9 protein-coding genes are annotated in these 18,212 nt (G+C 64.9%); 3 read left to right on the top strand and 6 right to left on the bottom strand.

What is annotated here, in order from left to right:
* Nucleotides 1-212 precede the first annotated feature (212 nt).
* Complete coding sequence (locus tag AOP73_RS07425; RefSeq protein ID WP_061964319.1) at nucleotides 213-1,946, top strand: MFS transporter; 1,734 nt, start codon at nucleotides 213-215, stop codon at nucleotides 1,944-1,946.
* A gap of 43 nt (nucleotides 1,947-1,989) precedes the next feature.
* The gene (locus AOP73_RS07420; protein ID WP_061964316.1) at nucleotides 1,990-2,379 is read left to right on the top strand and encodes a VOC family protein; all 390 of its coding nucleotides are present in this window, start codon (nucleotides 1,990-1,992) and stop codon (nucleotides 2,377-2,379) included.
* A 9-nt stretch (nucleotides 2,380-2,388) separates the two neighbouring features.
* On the opposite strand, the gene AOP73_RS07415 is transcribed toward AOP73_RS07420, so the two are convergent.
* Nucleotides 2,389-2,676, bottom strand: a complete 288-nt coding sequence (locus AOP73_RS07415; RefSeq protein ID WP_152650574.1) for a hypothetical protein — start codon at nucleotides 2,674-2,676, stop codon at nucleotides 2,389-2,391.
* A gap of 197 nt (nucleotides 2,677-2,873) precedes the next feature.
* Here AOP73_RS07415 and AOP73_RS07410 point away from each other — a divergent pair, with 197 nt between their 5' ends.
* Nucleotides 2,874-4,091, top strand: coding sequence for a PQQ-dependent sugar dehydrogenase (locus AOP73_RS07410; RefSeq protein ID WP_061964312.1), 1,218 nt, complete (start codon nucleotides 2,874-2,876; stop codon nucleotides 4,089-4,091).
* Between the two features lie 56 nt (nucleotides 4,092-4,147).
* Here AOP73_RS07410 and AOP73_RS07405 read toward each other — a convergent pair whose 3' ends face one another.
* The 5 genes from AOP73_RS07405 to AOP73_RS07385 form a co-directional block, all read right to left on the bottom strand.
* A complete protein-coding gene (locus tag AOP73_RS07405; RefSeq protein ID WP_160295453.1) occupies nucleotides 4,148-15,703 on the bottom strand; it encodes a DUF7927 domain-containing protein in 11,556 nt (3,851 codons plus the stop codon).
* A 370-nt stretch (nucleotides 15,704-16,073) separates the two neighbouring features.
* A complete protein-coding gene (locus AOP73_RS07400) occupies nucleotides 16,074-16,820 on the bottom strand; it encodes an SDR family oxidoreductase (protein ID WP_061964309.1) in 747 nt (248 codons plus the stop codon).
* Nucleotides 16,821-16,837: 17 nt separating this feature from the next.
* On the bottom strand, nucleotides 16,838-17,209 hold the full coding sequence (locus tag AOP73_RS07395; RefSeq protein ID WP_061964307.1) for a DUF952 domain-containing protein: 372 nt from the start codon (nucleotides 17,207-17,209) through the stop codon (nucleotides 16,838-16,840).
* The gene (locus tag AOP73_RS07390) at nucleotides 17,206-17,589 is read right to left on the bottom strand and encodes a hypothetical protein (RefSeq protein WP_061964305.1); all 384 of its coding nucleotides are present in this window, start codon (nucleotides 17,587-17,589) and stop codon (nucleotides 17,206-17,208) included. The genes AOP73_RS07395 and AOP73_RS07390 overlap by 4 nt, the downstream gene beginning before the upstream one ends.
* An 80-nt stretch (nucleotides 17,590-17,669) precedes the next feature.
* On the bottom strand, nucleotides 17,670-18,140 hold the full coding sequence (locus tag AOP73_RS07385; protein WP_084626640.1) for a methyltransferase family protein: 471 nt from the start codon (nucleotides 18,138-18,140) through the stop codon (nucleotides 17,670-17,672).
* Nucleotides 18,141-18,212: the final 72 nt, after the last annotated feature.

Below are 18,212 nucleotides of genomic sequence, written 5' to 3'. Positions count from 1 at the left end.
GGAGTGAACTTTTGGTGACCGCCGATCGTTGACTACGTAACGGCTTCGGGACAGCGATCACGGGGTCCCGATGTTGTTTTTTTATCCGTCATTTCGCCCCCATAATGGGAGTGAAAGACACCCTCTGGGCGGCGCCGCCCCACGCATCGCGCGCCGCGCCCATCGGCGTGCGACACACACCCTGGCCTGAACTAGTTTTTTGGATTGTTGCTTTGTCGCCCCTCACGCAAACGCTGGAATTGCCGATTCCCGCACTCGCCGCCTCTGATGTAGACGCGGAACCCGAAACCGACGCACTCGCCGAGGCGTTCGGCGTCGACTCGACCCACGAAACGTGGTACGACCCCGAGCCCACGACCATGTCGATTCCGATGGCCGGCGGCGCGGAGACGCTGGTGGTCGACGAGTCCGTCACCGCTGAGCGTTCGTTCGAGTCGCTGACCATCACGCCGCGCCGCGCCAAGTTTGCGCTGGCGGCTCTCGCGATTGGTGCCTTCGCGATGGGTGCCAACGAGTCTGCCGTCGTGGCGCTGAGCCCCCAGATCGCCACAGGGCTGGGCACCCCCGTCGCGACCATCGGCCTGTTGGCCACCGCCTTTGCACTGACGATCGTCGCCGCGACACTGCCGCTGACGATGCTCACGCAGCGCCTCAGCCGCCGCCTCACCCTGACCTCGACGCTCGGCCTCTGGACCGCCGGTGTCGTCGTCGCGGCCACGGCTGGCAGCGTCGCTCACCTCGCGACCGGCCGCGTCCTGTCCGCTGCCGCACACGCCCTGTTCTGGGCAATCGTCGCCCCCACGGCTGCCCGCCTCTTCGCTCCGCACCTGCGCGGGCGCAGCGTGACCCGCATCCTGGTGGGCGCGGCGGCCGCCGGCGTTGTCGGTACTCCGCTGGTCACCGTGGCGGGGAAGAGCATCGGCTGGCAGGCGCCTTTCTGGGCCCTCGCGGTCTTTGGCGTGGTACTAACCATTGCAATGGCCCTGACCATGCCGGGCAAGCACCACATCACGGCCGATGCCGCGGCCGAGTCCGGCGCCGCAGCCACCGACGAGGCGACACCCACCACCCCCATTGCTCGCGGTGACTTGCCGTCCAAGAGCGCCTTCGCGCGCGTCCTCGCGGTCGCATTCCTGGCCTCCATGGCAATGAGTGGCACCTGGACGTACATCGTGCCGTTCTACACGGGCGAGGCACGCGTCACCTCCGGGTCGGTGCCCCTCATGTTCGCGCTGGGAGGCGTACTCGCCGTGGGTGCGACGCTGGCCGTGTCGCCGTACCTCGCGCGACGAGCCGTGCGTACCGTGGCCGTGGGCATCCTCGCCCTCATGCTCGGCTGGTCGCTGTTGGCACTCGCGCAACAGTGGAGCGCGATTGCGGCACAGGTGGTGTTGTCCACCGGCTGGGCCATCCTGCTCGCCGCGCTCCTGAACTGGGCCATGCGGCACACGCCGTGGCGCACCGAGATTGGTGCCGGCGCGTACACGATGACCATGAATGCCGGGGCTGCCGCCGGGCCGATGCTGGGGGCGGCGATTGTCGCGCTCTGGGGCATCGCGTGGCTACCCGTGGTGTCGTTCGGTCTGACGTTCGCGGCCGCGGTGGTGACGCTAGGCGCGGACAAGTCGATGCGCCGTCGCTTGCACGTGGAGCGCCGTATCCGCATGGCACGGCAGGAGCGCGAAGCTCTGCGCGCACGCCGCCGCGAGTGGAAGCGACGCTCTGAGGAGGAGTTCGAGCGCCCCAAGTGGAAGGCCAGTTCCGTCAAGCACGCGAGCCGCGACGTCGCCAAGCGCGCTGGGGCGGGAGCCGCCCGCGCCGGGGCCGGGGCCGCGCGCGCCGTCAAGCGCAAGCCGCAGTCGAACCGCCACACCGATCCCCACGGCAGCACGGGGCCCAGTGCGACACGTCCAACCAGACAACCCACTGATTTCGACGCAGAATAGTGGGAGGCGCCGAGCCTCGGCGCAGTCGAGAAAGGGCGCCGTCATGTTCGGTTCAAACTCAGGATTCGCGAGCTTCTCCACCAACGATCTTCCCGCCACTTGGGACTTCTACAAGGGCAAGCTGGGGTTGCAGGTGCACGCCGTGGGCGACAACCTCAACATCACCTTCGCGAACGGCACTCACGTGCTGATTTACGGCAAGGAAGACCACGTGCCGGCAAGCCACACTGTGCTCAACATCATGGTCGACGACATTGACGAGGCCGCTGCCCTGCTCAGCCAGGCCGGCATTGAACTCGAGAACATCCTGGACACCGGGGAGGACGGCATCTCACGATCGACAGGTCAGGGAATGCCGAACATCGCCTGGTTCCGGGACCCCGCGGGCAACTGGCTGTCGATCATCGAGACTACGGACAAGGCGATTTCGTAGCGCCGACCGTCACCAGGCCGTGTGTGTCGATACGGCGCTCGCCATCGCCGATGTTGTCGCGGTGGGCACTCCTGCGGGCACGGCATCGTCACCCGAGGCAATCAGCCACCAGATAATCCCGCCCAGGACCAGAAGCGCGATCACCACCCAGAAGGCAATCCAACTCCCCTTGCCGGCAGGGTCCTCGCCGCTCGACGGCGGAAGCGCGCCGCCATCCTCATTGGGGTGCTGCATGCCGCTCGGGTCGCTGGTGTTGCGACCTACATTTGCGTTCGATTCCGGCTGGTTTGCTGACATGGTGCGCTCCTCACGCTTCATCGACTGACTGGCACGTCCGCAATGCTCACTGTCCAATTTACGCCCGTTGCCCCTGGTGAGGGGAGGAGGCGTGGAGAAAATGCGTCAAAGGCCCCTATTTTCGGACTGCTAAGGCACATTTCGTATCGATTCGCAACTTTGTCTTGACCCAAAACCGTACGTAGCATTAACAAGTTATGACTATTCGCAGATCAGTATTTGCGGCGGCCACCTTTACCGCCCTCATCGCTGTGACGGGATGTTCGTCAGCAGATCCTGACGTATCAAGCTCCGCCACCGCGTCGCAGCCCAGCACCACGTCGCAGCCCAGCATCTCTGCTTCGGGATCGCTCGAGCCCATCCCCGTGCCGAGCATCGTCGTCGACGGTGCCGCCACCGCGACAGTGACCTCTCAAACCAAAGTGGTGAGCAGCCTCGCTGCCCCGTGGGACCTCGAACCCATGCCCGATGGATCGATGCTTGTCTCGGAGCGTGACACCGGCGCGATCAAGCGCATCCGCGCCGGATTCGCGACCTCGCTCAACGGCCCGGGCGCTGAGGCGCTCCGCAACACCGTCGTCGCGGAGGGAGAGGGTGGCCTGCTGGGGCTCGCCGTTGATCCCTCTCATCCGTCACACATGTACGCCTATCTTTCGCGAGCCGATGGCAACGCTGTGGTCCGGATGACGCTGACGGGAGAGTTGCTGTCCGCCCCCGTTGACGTCGTCACCGGCATCCCCCACGCCGCCAATCACGACGGTGGGCGCATCGACTTTGGGCCCGACGGGTACCTGTACATCGCAACCGGCGACGCCGCCGATGGCGACCTTGCGCAGGACAAGGACTCGCTCGCGGGAAAGATCCTGCGTGTCGTCGCAGATGGCAGCGACGACGATGGCACCGCCCCCACGGACAATCCGTTCGACTCGCTCGTGTGGTCCATGGGTCACCGCAATGTCGAGGGCTTCGCCTGGACGGCCGATGGACGCATGTATGCGTCTGAATTCGGACAGAACACCACGGACGAACTCAACCTCATCGAGCCCGGCGCGAACTACGGCTGGCCGGATGTCGAGGCCCGCGAGGGCGCTCCCGCCGCTACCGAACTGAGCGACACCGTCGACGGGTTGACGTACCCCGTCGCGGAGTGGCCGGTCGCGGACGCCTCGCCATCCGGGGTGGCCATCACCGAGGATGCCATCTACGTCGCCGCGCTCAGGGGCGAGGACGTGTGGCGCATCCCGTTGACACAGGATGGCATCGGCACGCCTGCACGACTCGATCTCGACTTGGGCCGCATCAGGGCGGTCGCGCTCGGCCCCGAAGGTTCGATCTACATTCTGACGAACAACACCGACGGTCGCGGCGAGCCTCGTGACGAGGACGACCACGTGTTCCGCCTCGACATTTCGTAGACCCCTTGGCGGCATCGGGCCGTGAGTCAGCAGTTGACGTCAGGCAGTCGTTTCTCCTAGACGCCACTCCTCATCGCCTCACGGCTGAGGCGCACCACGCCCACACCAAGCAAAACGAGCAGTAGTGCCAGCGCCACGGCCCCCACTACGTTCGCGCCGGTCCCCGACAGTGCTCCGGTATTGGGGGGCGAGTCGGGACCGGACGCAGGAGGAACGTTGGGCGAGGGCGTGGGCGTCGTCTCAGGATCGGGTGCCGACGGGGGCTCGGGCACGGAGACCACCGTGGTCGTTTCCGCGCACTCCACTCCGGTCGAGGTCACTGTGCCGTCGTCACACTCATCAATGCCAGGGGGATCGACAGGTACGGGGGGAACACACAGCCCATCGGGCGAGCACACGTACGGCGTCGGCGGCTGGAAGACCACGTTGCTCACTGTGCCGTCGCCGCCGTCCATCAAAGTCACCGAGTACGTCAGTTCTACACTCGCCCCCACCGCTAGCGGCCCGATCCATTGCAAGAACGGTTCGGTATAACTGAGCACGCCAGGCAAAGTGGCCGCCGCATCATCTGCAAAGACCGCGTCGTCGATCACCTGCGAGAGGTCGTCCACAAGGTGAGCTGGATGCGCGGTGGTGTAGGGGGCACGCCCCACATTCGTAGCGGTCACGGTAAACGTCACCGTGTCGCCCACGTATACGGATTCGACCACATCGGTGGACTTGGTGAGCGAAAGGACGGGCGCGTTAACCTGCGTGGACGTCGAGCAATCGGGATTAATGAAGGCAAGCAGCGCGGGCAGCGCCCCGACTGCAGACATACGCGGCGCGCTCATGGAGGGGTCGATGGCACACACGGACTCTGGTGGTCCGCTCACGGTGTTGGCGAGGAGCGCGTTGCCGAGCGTTGGCTCCTGAACTAGGACCGTGTAGCGAATCTCCACGCTCTGACCGGGTGCCAGGGGGCCTCGCCACGTGATCTCGTCAGTTTCGTAGGACAGCTCACCGACCCCCTCGACCACTGTCACGTCCGTCGGGAAGGTGGCGTCGTCACCCACGTCGCTCAGATCATCGACAATCTCTGCCGGATCGTCGACCGTGTAGGCAAACGTGCCGGTGTTGGTCACGACGATGGAGTAGGCCACCGTGTCGCCGGGATCGACAGCATCCACTGCGTCGGTGGTCTTGACGATGCCTAGCGCTCGCACGTCGGTGGACGTCGTGCACGCGGCGGCGGGCGCGTTCGCTCCGGAGGGGCACGTCGACTCAGGCGGACCGCTGACTGAATTGGCAAGTTGGGCGCCGGCAGGCGGGGGGTCCAGGACAGTCAGGGAATACGTCAGTGTCACGGACTGACCAACGTCGATGGGGCCGTCCCATGTCAAGAGCTCTCCGGCTACCTCGAACTCACCCACGTTCGGGGCTGCCGCGGCGTCGTTGTTGTACGTGGCGTCATCCAGGACGTCGGCCAGGTCGTCCTCGATGTGTGCGGGGTGATCCGCATCGTATGGCGCGTTGCCGCTGTTGGTGACCACAATCTCGTAAGTAATGGTCTGCGCCGGACCAATCCAGGAATCCCGGTCGCTGCTCTTCTGAATTGTCATCGCGCGGACCGGGAGCTCGTGGGTGCATTCGGGGGGACGCACCAGGTCCTCGACATTGCAGTTGGACGTGGGCTCCCCCAGCACTGTATTGACGATGGTGGGCGCCGGGTTCGTCGGAAGTGGACGATCCACTGTCACTGAGTAGGTGACGGTGACCGTCGCTCCGCCCGCAAGCGGGCCGGTCCACGTCAGAGATTCTGCTCCTGCCGTGTCTGCGAAGGCCAGCGAGCCCGCCGTCGCGTCCTGGGTGCCGTCCCAGGTGGCGTTGTCCAACACATCACGAAGGTCGTCCACCATCGAGGCGTCGGTTACCGGCAGGACGCCCGGGTTAGTGATGGTCAGCACGTAGTGAATCTGGCCACCGGGCGTCGCCTCCTCCTCTAGCGCGGTCTTGGTGATCTCCACCTCGCTCTGCGGGAGTTCTGTGACGCATGCTGGGGCGATGGGCACGGCGCCTGCCGGGCAGTTTGACTCGGGCGGGCCGGTGACCTCGTTGGCGAACACCGTGTCCCCCGTGTTCGGGGCATCGATACTGAACTCCGCAGTAATGGTGACGGTTTCTCCGACTGCGATGGGGCCGGTCCACGTAAACGTCGTGGACTCCTCGGTGAGGTTTCCCGGCTCCTGGGAGTCGACGTCGATACTGCCCGTGACGAGAGTTGCATCCCCCAGGAGCTCCGTGAAGTCGTCGGTGATGGCGGCATTGGTATACGCAAATGAACCATTGTTGCGGGCGGTGATCGTATAGGTGATCACGCCCCCCGCCGCGGCGATCTGCTCAGCGTCGGTGACGGTTTTGTTGAGGACCAGTGACCTGACGGGAGTAGTGAGAGAACATTGCTGCTCGACGTAGGTGGCGGAGCCGGGGTCACAATTGGATTCGGGAGGTCCGGTCACCGCGTTGACGAGCACTGCCCCGTCCTTCGCCGGTTTCGCCAGACGCACCGCATAGTCCACGGAGATGCTCTCGCCAGGATCCAGCGGCCCGGTCCACGAAAGCGTGGTCGGTGTAACCTCGACGGTCCCGGGCGCGGTGGCGGGATCCGTGTCACGAATGACGGGCTCACCTTCCAAGACTCCGTGCTCAAGCACCGCGGATAGGTCGTCGCTGAATCCCGCAAGGTCATCGCCGGAGTATGCATTCTCACCGGAGTTCGTCACGGTCACCGTGTAGGTCACGAGATCCTGGGGAGCCGCGGAGTCTCCAGCATCTGAGGTCTTGGACAAGGTCAGTGCCTTCACGTCGCTGGTGGTGGTGCAGTCGTCAGCAACGGTCGCGGCCGTGGCCGGACACGTGGACTCCGGCGGACCCGTCACCACATTCGTCACATGACCGTCAGCATCGGGCCCCGGCGGCGAATCGATCGTGACCGTGTAAGTGATCGTCACGAAATCGCCAGGCTCGAGCGCGCCCGCCCACGTCAACTCCTCGTCCACGTCACTGTACGAGGCATCGCCTGGCTGATCCGACGTCACTCCCCCCACGTCATACACCACAGCATCGACCTGCTTGAACGTCGCATCGTTCACCACATCAGACAGGTCGTCCACCACCGTCGCCACACCCGTGACCTCGTCGTACGCCACCTGCCCAGCATTCGTCACCACCAACGAATACTGCACATCCTGCCCCGCCGCGACCACCGCCCCGGAACCGGAAGACTTCACTACCGTGAGCGCCCGGATGGGATCGTCAGTACTGCAGTCGTCGTCGCCACCTTGTTGAAGTTCATCGCAGGTCGACTCCGGTGGCCCGACCACGGCATTGGTCAGGCGCCCGTCTCCCCGACCGAGTTCGTCATCGATGGTCACGGAATAGCGAATGGTGACCGTCTCTCCCATCGCCAGTGGGCCACTCCAGCTCAGGGCCGCTGTGCCCGCATCGACGTCTTCGGAGTAGACCGCATCGGGCGGAGTGCTCGCCCCCGTGGTGGTGACGGTTGCGTTGCCGTCCCACGTCGCGTCGTCCACCAGGCCGGTAAGGTCGTCGCTGACCGCTGCCTCGTCACTGGGCGAGAAGTAGTCTGCGTTGCCCGTATTCGCAACGGTAATCTCGTAGGCCACCTGAGCGCCGGGCACCAGCGGCTCCGTGCTCACGAGACTCTTGGACACGTCGAGCGAGCGCGCGGGTACATTGGTGTCGCAACGGGAGTCCGTAGGTGTTTGATTCACGTCGCAGTTCGACTCGGGCGGTCCTACGACGAGATTGTTCAGTTCGCCGTTGCCGTCTTGTGGCGGGTCAAAGGTCTCGACCGAGAAGGAGATGACCGCGTAATCGCCAGGCTCGCGGGTTGCGCCCACGGCGCTAAGGTCGCCGGCATTCAATGGCCCACTCCAGGACACCAGGTCGTCAGCGGCCGCGAACGTCGCTGACCCGGCATCGGCGATGGGTGTGCCGTCACCAGAGAATCGTTCCACCGTGAGATCTCCCACCCACCGTGCGTCGTCGAGCACGTCGGTGAGGGTGTCTTCAATCTGCGCGAGCGCGGGAGCCGCGTAGTCGACTCCGCCGGTGTTGGTCACGGTGATGGTGTACTGAACAGACTGTCCCGCATCGACCTGTCCGGTGGGGTTCGCTTCCTTCAGAATGTCGAGGGACTGGATTGGCACCTCGTGGGTGCAATTGCTCGGATCCGCGGGCGACTGTTCCGCGTCACAGTTCGATTCGACTGGACCGGTCACGGTGTTGTAGGCAAGGCCGTCGCCGCGCAGCGGATCGTTGGCGATCACGGCGTAGGTCACCGTCACAGTTCCGCCCACCGGGATTGGACCCTCCCAGTGGAGGATCGGCTGGTTGAAGATGGGTGCGGGCGATCCCTCAGGCGAGATCGACTGCACGCCGGCCCACGCCGCATCGTCCACGACTGCCTGGACGTCGTCCTCGATGACCGCGGGCGCGGACGCCGTGTACGGAACCTGACCGGTGTTGGTGATGTCCAACTGATAGAACACCGTGTCTCCGGCCTTGACCGGCTGCGCGGTCAGTGACGACTTGACGATGTTGAGCTCGCGCACCAGGGTTTCCGTCGAGCACAGCCCCAGGGGGTCGTCGCCGCTTGACGCACACGTGGACTCCTCGGGTCCGGTGACCACGTTGACGAGGTGGTGGTCGCCCGGTGACGGATCCTTCGCCGTCACCACGTAGGTGATGGTGGCCTCATCTCCCGGATCGAGGGGACCGTCCCAGCGCAGGCTTTCGCTTCCCGTCGTGAGATCGACGGTGGTCACGCCGTCATTGGGCCCCTGAGACACGATGGTGACGTCGTCGCTCCAGGTGGCGTCGTCGAGGACGTCAGACAGGTCGTCGCCGAATCCCGCGAGGTCGACGCCATCGTAGGAGACCTGCCCGGTGTTCTTGATGAACACGGAGTAGGTCACGTCCTCACCCGCCGCTACGGACCCGCTTGGGGAGGCCGACTTTGACATCGCCAGGTTTCTCACCGGCAAGCTCGACGAGCACTCGGGAGCAGGGTTGGGATCGTCGGCGGAACAGGTTGATCCCGGCGTGCCGGTGACCACGTTGCCGAGGAGCCCGTTGCCACTGGGCTTGTCCACGACTACTGAGTAGGTCACCGTGACGGCGTCGCCCGGATTGAGCAGGCTCGTCTCCCAGTGCAGGGTGCTGGAGGCCGGGTCAAAGGCCACGATCCCCTCGTCTCCTGTGCTCGTTGAGCCATAGACGATGGCAGCTGTCGCGTCGTCCTGATACGTAGCGTCGTCGAGGACATCGGTCAGGATGTCGTCAAAGTAGGCACCCTCCGGTGGGGCCAGCGGGATACCACCCGTGTTTTCCACCCGAATCGTGTAGGTGACTGTCGCTCCGGCCAACACCTCTACCGCCTCCGAGGCGGACTTGGCGATGGTGAGAGATCCGACGGGCGACTCCGTCACACAGGTGGGATCGGGGATCAAGGCCCCCTCCGCACAGTTACTACCGGGTGCAACCACCGCGTTGTCGATGAGCCTGTTGCCCCCTGGCGGACTGTCCACGACCACGGAGAAGGTGATGGTGGCCAGCTCCCCCGCCGCGAGCGCTCCCTCCCAACTGAGAATCTCAGTGGCCGCATCCCAGGACACGGCTCCCACGTCGGCGCTTTCATCGTCTTGATAGGTCGCGTCGTCGACAACATCGAACAAGTTGTCGGTGAGTGTCGCAAGATCTGGACTTTCGTATGCGACTGATCCGACGTTGCGCACGGTGAGCGTGTAAAACAACTGAGTGTCCGGGGTCACGATACCCGCGGGCGTCACCGACTTCTCGACTTGCAGTCCCTTCACGGGCACTGTCGCGGTGCACTCCGGAGCTGGATCGTCTGCTCCGATCGGGCAATTGCTCAGGCTCGAACCGCTGATGACGTTGAGCAGGCTGGCGTCGGTGGTGTCGTCGTTATCGTCTCCCGGTGGCGGTGTGCCCACGATGACGGTGTAACTGAAGCTGGCCGACTCGTTGATCGCGAGTGGGCCACGCCACACCCACGCCGACGCCGAGGTAACCACCTCGCCTGCGTCGGCGTTCTCCGAATCCACCGTGACCGCCCCGTCCCAGGTGGCATCGTCGATCACGTCGATCAGGTCGTCTGCCACCCGGGCCGGCGACCCGGCGGTGAAATCCAGGTCCCCGCTGTTCTGGACGGTCACGGTGTAGGTCACTGCGCTGCCGGGCGCCACGGTCTGGGGGTCGCCATCAATGCTCTTGCTCATGGTGAGACGTGGGTACAGCGATGTGACGCGGTAGTCCTCCACCTCTCCGCCGACCGCAGGACCCGTAGGTTGGGGGTCCGCCACCGTGCCCGAGTACAGTCGCAAGCGCCCATAGGTGGTGGCGACATTGGCGTCAGCAGGGAATTCGAGGCGAATAACCTGGATGCCCGGGGTGTCGGCCACCGGCACGATGAATCGCTCGTCGTCGTTGTCGTAGTCGCCACTGCCGTCGATGTCGATCCACGCGGCAAGCGTCGCAGGTAGCCCGGTGTTGTTCGTGACGGTGACGTCTACAAGCAACGGGTCGCCCAACTCGGTTCCACTGACCAACGCGATTGAGGACTCGTCGTCGGCGCCAGCCACGTCGTCGCCGTCCGACGCTACGCCGGGGACGCCATCATCCTCCGCATCGATGCCGTTGACGCCTCCGCCGAGCATGAGCGGCGCCTCCTGTGCATTGGCGTCGTAGCCTTCAATGAGGTGGCGGGCGCCGTCGGTCGACAAGGTCGTGCCGTAGCTGTCGGGGTTGTCACCAAAGTCCATCGGCAGGGGCGAATAGAAGCATCGCGCCCCATCGCTGACGTCGGACACCGGCCCGTACGCGAAGAAGTCGGCGGTACCCATGACCGCATCGGCGCGCCAAACCTGGCCGCTGGCGTTGTGGGTCGCGTAGATGAACCCGTCGGCGTCGGCGAAGGCTGCACCAAACTCGGAGCCGTCGGTCGCTTCCTGGTTGGGTCCAGTAAGCACCCCCAGATCGCTCACCACTGCAAACGAGTGAGCGCCCGTGTCGAAGGCAACCAGCGACCACTCGTCGTCACTGCCCACCGTGCGGCCGATGCCGTAGAGGAAGGTCGTGGCCGCTCCCGTCTGGCCCTGAGCCCAGTCGCCGATGCTATCCACACCAGGATGCGCGGCTGCGCCATGGTCCACGACAGTGAGGTAAGTTGCTGAGCCGGGCGCGAGGTCAATCTGGGCCCAGTCCGCCGGCGCGCCATTAACGCTACGGGCAATCCACAGCTGACCACTGTCATCGACCTCTCCCACGTTCCACCCGCCCGCCGGGATGGAATCTCCGTCGGCGACGGCCGGCGCGCCCAAGTTCTGAACGGTGCCGTCGCTGCCGAGACGAACAATCTGGGCGCCCTGCTCGGCGTCTTCAACCACGCCATAGACGTAGTTGTCCAGCACGTTGTAGCCGATGGCATTGATGTTTGAGGGATAGATGTCCGCAGCGAGAAGGCTGTCGCCACCGGTGACGAGACTGAGTTCGTAAACGTCACTGGGTCCGCCGCTGCTTTCGCTCTGGACGAGGTACCCGTCCGCCAGGCACATGAACGGCCCAGGCAACTCCTCGACGATGACGTGGTCCTCGACCTCACCTCCGGCGATCGCGCCCGCCGGAAGCGGATTCGCTATGACACCAGGCATGATGCGCAGGCGAACGGAGGCACTGACGCTCTGATTGGTGACAGGGCCGAACGCCACCGTGACGCTGGTGGCCGCATCGGCGACGGTGACCACGGTGAGTTCGTCAGCTTCAAAGGCCCCTGAACCGTCGAGGTCTACCCAGGCGGCGAGTGTCGCATCGGCGCCCGTGGTGTTGGTGACGGACACGGGCAACACTACATTTTCCCCGCGTTCGTACGTCAGGGAGTCCGGCAGCCCGTCCTCGTCGTCGGTTTCCGCGTCGTCATCGCCCCTGGCAGCGGCGGACGGGGCACCATCAAATTCAGCGTCCACTGAGGCACCCAGCATGAGCGGCGCCGTGTGCGTCGCCGCGTCGTATCCGACGATGCTGTGGCGGGCTCCGTCGAGCCCTAGCGTGGTGCCGTAGGAGTTCGGCAAGTCGCCAAAGTCGACAGGCAATGCCGCGCCAGCGCATCGGGCACCATCGCTGGCGATGGAGGTGGGACCGTAGGCGAAGAAGTCGGCCGCGCCAGTGCCAACGTCAAACCGCCAGATCTGCCCCGAGCCGCTACTGGACGCATAGATCGTGCCGGGCTCGCCGGAATATGCCGCCCCAAAGGAGGGATTGGTGGAGGCTCCTGCGTTGACGGATTCGCCGTCGGGGGCGACCAGTAGACCGAGAGACTGCTTCTCGGTCAGGGTGCCGGCCGCCGGGTCGAAGTCGAGCAGGAACCAGTTCGGGTACTGGGGGGCAACGGCGTAGAAGTGTTGAGTCCGGGGGTCGAAGGCCCAGTCGGAGATGTTTGTCGTCCCCGACGGGCGGGAGACGGTGCCTGAATCGGCGACGGTGGGGGCGCTCGCAGGAGTTGCGTCGAAGCTGATCTTGTACCAGGTTGGGGTGGATGCGCTGCCGCTGAGCACCCACAGGTTTCCGTCCGCATCGAAGTCGCCGGTGTTGATGCCGCTCGCCAGCGTCGCCCCAGCGGGAACTCCCAGGTCGACCACACGCCCGTCGGCGGAAACGCGCAGGACATGTCCGCTGGAATTGACACCGTAGAGATAGCCATCGAGGGGGTTGATGCCTACGGCGTTGAGGTCGGCAGCAATGTCGGCGAACTCCTCGTCAAAGGTGCCCACCGCAAGGTCCACCGCAAGGAGGTCAGTGGGTGTGTTGCGTAGCAGGTATCCGTCCGCCGTGCACGGGAACGGCGGCGCCACCACTTCTACCTGCCAGTCCTCGACCTCGCCGGTATCCACACCAGCCCCGGACGTCTGTGGGTCGTCGGGTAGGTCATCGGCCGAGCCGTTCGCCACCCGCAGACGCATGTAGGTGGTCGCTCGGAAGGTCGCGGGAATGCCCGACCAGGAGAGCGTCACCCTTCCCGTGGTGTCGCCCGCATCGACGCTGGCGCGCTCGTCCGCGTCAAACGTGCCGCTGCCATCAAAGTCGATCCACCCCACCAGGGCTGCGGTCTCTCCGGAGTTATTGGTGACGGGGACGTCCACGCTGGCGCTGCCATCATCAGCGAGCACAATTTGGGGCACTGTTCCGGGCGAAAATGCGTCGTCCCCGAGATCGGCGTCGGCGCCGACGGAAGGGGTGCCGTTGAGCTCGGTCGTCACGGACGACCCAATCATGACGAGCGGCTGATCTGCATCGTTGGTGAGCACCCAGTGAAAAGGGCCTCCGGCGTTGATGGTGGTGCCGTAGGAGTCAGGGGCGTCGCCAAAGTCAAGATCGATGGAGGCGTCCGCGCATCGAGCACCGTCGTTGCCGTCGGACGAGGGACCGTACGCCACGAAGCTGTAGTCGCTGGGGTCGCTCATGCGCACGCGCCAGATGTGTCCGCTGCGGTTTGCCGCCGCGTAGAGGTAGCCGCTCGAGTCTGTGTACACCGCACCATAGGTGTTCTCGGAAAGGTTCCATTGAGGGTATTGCGAGTAGTTCCCGTTGGGGGCACGCAAGCGGGATAACGCTTGCTTGACCCTGGTGCGGTTGTCCTTGGTAGTACCCGGCTTGATACCCGGGTTGTAGGTAAAGAGCGAGGACCGGAGGTACGGGCCGTTATTGGGATTGTTCCACAACCCCATGGAGTACATCAGGCCGTCGTCCGGGTTGTACGCCCAGTCGGCACCCAGGTTGTAAAAGTCGTTGGTGGGAAGCGCGACACCATTCGCGATGACCTTCATGAAATCGGGGGAGCCAGCGTTGACGTCGACGGCAATCCAGGCCGCACCGTCGTAGCGCCGCCCTAGCCAGATTCCCTCCGGGGTGACGTCACCCACGTTGATCCCCGTGGGGAAGTTGGCGCCGCTGAGCCCGCTACCGTTCCAGTCCGGCTCGCCCAAGTCGATGACGGTGTCGTAGTCGGGAGAAATCGCCAAGATGTTGACATTGGGAGCCGAGGCGTTGTTGCCGCCTGTTCCGTAGAAGTACCCGTCCTGCTCACTAAAGCCCACGGCATTGACCACATAGCCGTCGGGAAGGGTCCCCTGGGGCGTGCTCTCCCCCGTCACCAGGTTGACATCAACGGGAGTAGTGGGGGCGCTCCCGCCCGGCCAGGTGAAGAGGGCGGCTGTCGTGGGACAGGACGTGCCCTCCGAGACCACCACCTCTGCCTCGGCCGGTGGAAGCAAGCCCGAGGCGACGATGTTGTCAGGGCCATTCGTGTAGGTGCCCCCGGCGTCGGCGGTGACGTTGATCGACAGCGTGCAGCTCACCAGTGACGAGTTCGCGAGGTTTCCCGAGGCCGCGATCCCCGCTCCGCCGTCGCTCGCAACAATGCTCCCCGCGTCGCAGTCGGTCACCGGATCGGCATCGGTGGCAACGCTGAGGCCGACAGGCAAGGTGTCAGAGAAGGACCACCCCATCTTGTCGCCGCTGGGTTGACTCGGGAGGGTGGGGTTGTACGTGTTCGTCACCGTGAACGTCATGCGCGCGCTGTCCCCCGGCAGATACACGCCGGCCCGGAATGACTTGTCGAGCTGAGGAGTCGTGTCAACTACCACGACGTTATCGAACCCGCCCTGGGTATTCCGATTTACTGCCTCGGTTTGGACGAGGGACAGCGCCGTGGGCGCGCCAGTGCTGAGAAGCGCCTGGTCGCCGAAGAAACTACCCGCGCGGCCCATGATGTTGCCAGAGCCACTCTGCGTATAGGTGCCGGCTGCGGGGGTACACGTGTTCGGCACCGCGGAATACGCGTTCACCGAGGTGGTTCCTTGCACCATCGTGATCTGCGGATCGAATCCGTCGTTGTTGCCGGACCCGCCATTGATGGCGCAGTCCATCGTGACAAAGTCGACGGAGGGCTGGTAGTAGTGCCCCTGCTGGGTAGGAATAACGGCATCGGTGCCGAGCAAGAGGCCGGCGGCGGTGGACGTCGTCAGTGCCTGTGCGCTGACCATGTTGTTGTAGTTGTATTCGGCGGTGCCGTTGAGCCGGAGCTCGGGGTAGCCATAGTTGCCATTGATCATCCACCCGGAGACGTACTGGGACTGCAGGCGGGCGCGGTTCCACACGTTTGTTCCGGAGCAGTCAGTGGCCACGGCGGTGCTGGGGGTGTTGTGCGACGGACTCAGGCCGTTCATCGCCACCAGACGGGCCACCAGCAGGCCATTGCAGGAGGCGCCTCGCGCCCACTGGTCGTCCTGCGTATAGGTCTCGCCGTTGACCCCGGTGTAGCCTGCCTGGGCCTCGGGCTCCGTGGCGGGCGGGATTGGTTCAAGAATGGGCAACACCGTATTGACGAACGTGCCGGAATTGACTTGCGCCACGTTCTGGAAGTCCTCGGACCAGGCAATCGAGGGCGCCTGCATCACACCCGGGTTGCCCGGCACGGCGGCGGCGGGAGCCGATGCGGTGAGGACCCCACCCACCAGGGTCGTGGCAACCAACACCGCGCTCAGAGTGGCGGCCACCCAGGGCCGCAGATGCCCCATGGGTGTAGACCCAGCCAAGGGCATCGACCTCACGAACGGGCGCGGCGTCAAGGCGCGCTCACGAAGAGGTTTGCCGGCGCGTGGTCAGCGCCCGTTGCCTCGATCACGCCCACCTCCCGCAGTGGGTTTGAAAAGCGCATTCACCCGGCGCTTCGTCGCGCCGAGCTTCAAAATAATCCCCGGTATGGACCGTGGACCCTCGAGCAGTTGCTACGCCTCAATTAGAAACACAATCGAACCCAGTATGCAATTCAATCGCCTCTCGCCGGGTCACGGTTGGGCATCGGTATTCCTCGGGAGGCTACTGGCGCAGCGATGCGGGTCGATCTCAGGCTCGGCGTGCCACCTTGCTTGCACCACCCTGCTCGCGCGGGCGCACCACCATCTGGTCGATGTTGACGTGGTGCGGGCGAGTCAGCGCCCAAGAGATGGCATCGGCGATGTCGTCCGCAACCAGCGGATCTATGCCCTGGTAGACGGCATCGGCCCGTGCCTGGTCGCCCTCGAAGCGGTTCAGCGAGAATTCTTCGGTGTGCACCATGCCCGGCGCGATCTCGATCACGCGCACTCCCGTGCCGGTGAGCTCGAGGCGCAGCGTGCGAGCCATAGCGACCTCGGCGGTCTTGGCAGCGACGTAGCCCCCGCCATTCTCGTACGCCTCGTGGCCCGCGGTCGAGGTCACGATCACGATGTCACCACGACCCGAGTCGCGTAGCGCGGGCAGCAGCGCCTGCGTGACGCGCACTGTGCCCACCACGTTGGTCGCGTACTGCTGAGTCCACGTGTCGAGCTCCGATGCGGCGATGGTGTCCATGCCAATTGCGCCCCCGGCGTTGTTCACCAAAGCGTGCACAGGGCCGCGCGCCGTTAGCTCGGCGACCATGGCGGCCACGTCATCGTCGCTCGTGATGTCCGCGGTGAACGTTGCGCAGCCCACCTCCTTGGCGAGGTCCGCGAGGCGCTCGGCGCGGCGCGCCACGGCAGTCACGTCCCAGCCCTCGGCGATGAGGCGGCGGACAGTAGCGGCGCCGATGCCGGACGAGGCTCCGGTCACGACGGCATGCAGTTCGGTCATGGTTGAGTTCCTTTGAACTAGACGGGAAGCAGCTGGTCGAGGAGCAGTAGCCCGTCCTCGTCGAGTTGCACGCGGTCGGTGTGGATGACCGCCCTCTGCATGATGGGACCGAACAGGTGCGGAAATGGCAGCTCGTGGTCGGGCGACTTCTCGAACTCGACGCGCGAGTCAAGCAGCTCCGAGTCGATGGTGAGCAGAATGACGTCGTCGCGACCCTTGTAGAACTTGTCCGCGACGTGGCGCACCTGACTGGCACGAGAGAGGTGAATGTAGCCCTCTTGCTGAAGGGTGGAGTCGATGCTCGATCGCTCGTAGGGCTCCCCCGGCGCAGGCGGCCAATACTCCGCGAGCGCTAGGTGGTAGTAGTACTCACGGTTCTCGAGATTCATGAATGCGGCGCCTTCTTGGTTCCATACGATTGCATGCGCTTGAGTTCGCGACGCGACAGTATTTGTAACGGGTCAGGGTCGGAAGCCCGGCGGGCGTCCTCGAGTACCAGACTAGCGACCTTCAGGTCGATGTCCCCATCCGGATCATGAAGGCTCACGGTGGGCGGCTCGGTGAGCGAGGTGAGCCCAAATTCAGCGATAAGTTCACGCGCCACGAGGTGCGCATGCGACCGCAGGGACTGGCGTCCACCGAGCGTCGTGGTGAAGATCACGCGCCAGCCCAGCACGCTCTGGAAAAGCTCGTACCCGGCGGCCTCGAGGCGTGCCGCCACGTCCGCGGACGGGCGCGCTACCTCGACGGACAGTTCAATGGTCGCCATGTCACCATCGTGGCACCGCGTACCGGAAACGTCACGCGATACGCGGTGTTCACGTGCACGACGGTGGAACGCCGCTTGGGCTAGGCGCGCCGCTTCCCGATGCCCGGCAGGAACTTGCCCGTGTGTGACGCGTACTCCGCATAACCGTCATACGCCTTCACCAGGTACTTTTCCTCGGACCGCGTCTTCACTTCGAAGAAGACGACAAGCGCGAGCACCACCACGTAGACCTGAATCTTGCCGGCGCCGACCGCGACGCCCAGGCAGATCAGCAGAATTGCGGTGTACATGGGGTGACGCGCGTACTGATAGATGCCCTTCGCGGCCATCCCCTTGCCGTTGGGCACGGGCAGCGGCGTGAGCGATTCGCCCAGGTCGCGTCCGGACCACAGCATCCCGGCCGCACCCACAAGGATCAGCACGATGCTGAGCGGAAGTGACAGCCACACCGAGGGGCCCATGGTCGGCACTAGCGCCGCGACCACGACCAGGAGGAAGAGCAGCCCTTGCAGGGCGACCATGGCCCATGCGCCTACAGTTTTGTCAGCCATGCCGCCAGCGTATGCCCCTCGTGACCCGTCCGGCTACGGATGTGCCGGGCCCGCGGCCCGTGCATCATCGCA

The organism is Demequina aurantiaca, from assembly GCF_000975135.1.
Lineage (GTDB): Bacteria > Actinomycetota > Actinomycetes > Actinomycetales > Demequinaceae > Demequina > Demequina aurantiaca.
Note: the sequence above shows the minus strand (reverse complement) of the source record. Positions and strands in the feature narration are given on the sequence as shown.

What these genes read in the sequence shown, in the direction of transcription:
- AOP73_RS07390 (WP_061964305.1), bottom strand. Translation starts at nt 17,589, where the DNA reads ATGGCGACCATTGAACTGTCCGTCGAGGTAGCGCGCCCGTCCGCGGAC.
- AOP73_RS07410 (WP_061964312.1), top strand. Translation starts at nt 2,874, where the DNA reads ATGACTATTCGCAGATCAGTATTTGCGGCGGCCACCTTTACCGCCCTC.
- AOP73_RS07400 (WP_061964309.1), bottom strand. Translation starts at nt 16,820, where the DNA reads ATGACCGAACTGCATGCCGTCGTGACCGGAGCCTCGTCCGGCATCGGC.
- AOP73_RS07415 (WP_152650574.1), bottom strand. Translation starts at nt 2,676, where the DNA reads ATGTCAGCAAACCAGCCGGAATCGAACGCAAATGTAGGTCGCAACACC.
- AOP73_RS07395 (WP_061964307.1), bottom strand. Translation starts at nt 17,209, where the DNA reads ATGAATCTCGAGAACCGTGAGTACTACTACCACCTAGCGCTCGCGGAG.
- AOP73_RS07420 (WP_061964316.1), top strand. Translation starts at nt 1,990, where the DNA reads ATGTTCGGTTCAAACTCAGGATTCGCGAGCTTCTCCACCAACGATCTT.
- AOP73_RS07385 (WP_084626640.1), bottom strand. Translation starts at nt 18,140, where the DNA reads ATGGCTGACAAAACTGTAGGCGCATGGGCCATGGTCGCCCTGCAAGGG.